This window comes from Planktothrix sp. FACHB-1355, from assembly GCF_014748295.1.
Taxonomy (GTDB): domain Bacteria; phylum Cyanobacteriota; class Cyanobacteriia; order Cyanobacteriales; family Aerosakkonemataceae; genus Aerosakkonema; species Aerosakkonema funiforme_A.
This window is the reverse complement of the sequence record NZ_JACJUP010001271.1, coordinates 1-1,897: the sequence shown is the minus strand read 5'-3', so window position 1 is coordinate 1,897 and position 1,897 is coordinate 1. Positions and strand designations below refer to the sequence as shown.

Here is a 1,897-nt window from a genome sequence, read left to right as displayed (position 1 = left end):
TTGGTGGCGTTCCATCCTCTCCGTCCAGAGGCGATCGATGTTAGCGTGATGCAGAAAGAACACCGGATCGTTGGGAGAAGTCGCCAAACCCATATTCCCACCCACCCATACGTGGGGATTGCCGTGGGGACGACCTTCCAGCGCAGGCCAAAAAGTATTGAATGTCGGTTGATTGAGAACCGCCTCTATCTGAGAAGGTAACGGTAAGTTGGCAGTCCCCGGAAACTGCGACGGGTCTTGCCGGGAACCGATACTGCGTTGGAGAAATCGCGCCTGTCCGTTGGGATTGAGAGCTGATGGAGAATTAAAGTTAAATGTCCAGATCCCCTGCTGGTTTAAAGTCTGAGTCGGCTGATTCCGTTGGGAAAAAGATGGCGCACGGAATGGCCCCGCACTCACGAGATTGCTGTCTTGCGCGTTGCCAAAACCTCCCATGAAGTTGTCCGTGAAGACGGCGCGGGTACTATCCGAGTTGGTGGGGTCCCAGTACGGCAGCGTAACGGACGGGTCAACCGATCGCAAATCGTTCTCGAATCGACGCAGCATTTCTCGATGCCACGGCAAAAATGGTGGCGTGAAGTGAACGGGCGGCATTTCACCCGGTATCATTTGTCCGCTGGAATTCAGTTCGCCAAACGCTAATTGGTGTATCCTCACGTAGTAATCGTAAGCGTTTGGTGGCGTTACGTTTGTGCCAGTTGCCGGGTCGAAAATTGTGTACGGGGATGGCCTGTTTTTTAATGCTTTAACTGCATTGACAAATCGCTGTTTTTCTGTATCCGTAAGGTCTTTGGCGTCTTTGCGAACTATCAGATTCTCATCGGTGTGATTCATGTGTTTCTTGCATCCTATTTGGTAATCGCAATACCCCGGAAGTTGATGCGACCCTTTCCGACTCGTCGGTTGGCTGAAAAATATTGCCTTCTGGGCTGGCTTCTAAAGCGGCTTTAAATATTGTCGCCTCAGAAGTTACTTTAAGCGAGCCGACTCTTTTATCCGATTCGGCTGATATAAATTCCTCCTAAAGTGACTTTACCTGGGTTTAAAAAGTTCTCATCTGTTATCAGTTCTTTGCAAACTCAGCAATTACTTGTCAGTAAGTAAATATTCACAAGCGCCTTTTTTTAAGTATTTTCCCTAATTCTTTACAGCAAATTTAAATTATTCTAGCTTAGCAACAGTATGTTTGCTTAATACCAAATCTGCTGCGATGACGCTTTTTATGTCGATCGACTGTAGAGACGTTTCATGAAACGTTTCTACAATGTTTAGACCAAAAATTAAACGACGAACAAACCCGGATTTGCTATAAGAACCCATCATCAATAAAAAACCCCCTGTTGGGGGGAGAATATATCACAAAAAGGCTAATTGCAATCACAAAATATAAAGCAGCAGGAAGAGAATTATCCACACGATATCGACAAAGTGCCAGTAAATTTCTGCTGCTTCTACACCAAAGTGGCTTTCGCTGCTGTAGTGGTCTTTTTTGAGCGATCGCCACAACACGCCCAGAATTAGCAGCACCCCAAAACAAACGTGCAAACCGTGAAAGCCAGTCAAAACATAAAATGTGCTGGCATACAAATTTGTTCTGAGACCGAATTCGAGATGGCTGTATTCATAAACCTGACCGAATAAGAAAATGATGCCCATAATGGCAGTGGCGATAAACCAATTTCGCAAACCCGCCACATTGTTTTTCTTAATCGCTGTATCGGCATTATGAATGACAAAACTGCTAGAGATCAAAATCAGGGTGTTAATTCCGGGCAGCAATAACTCCCGTTCTGGCGTTCCTTCCGGTGGCCATGTCGGTGCCACAGCTCGAAAGGTAAGGTAGGCGGCAAACAAGCCTAAAAAGATCATTCCTTCTGCAACTAGGAACACAATCACC

General features: G+C 46.2%; 2 protein-coding genes. Both read right to left on the bottom strand.

All coding sequences use genetic code 11. From position 1 onward, the window contains the following. Positions 1-834: tyrosinase family protein (locus H6S82_RS31520; RefSeq protein ID WP_191057364.1), on the bottom strand; the 834-nt coding region annotated here is incomplete at its 3' end. A 543-nt stretch (positions 835-1,377) separates the two neighbouring features. Next, a partial coding sequence (locus tag H6S82_RS31515) for a heme-copper oxidase subunit III (RefSeq protein ID WP_191057363.1) occupies positions 1,378-1,897 on the bottom strand: 520 nt, incomplete at its 5' end.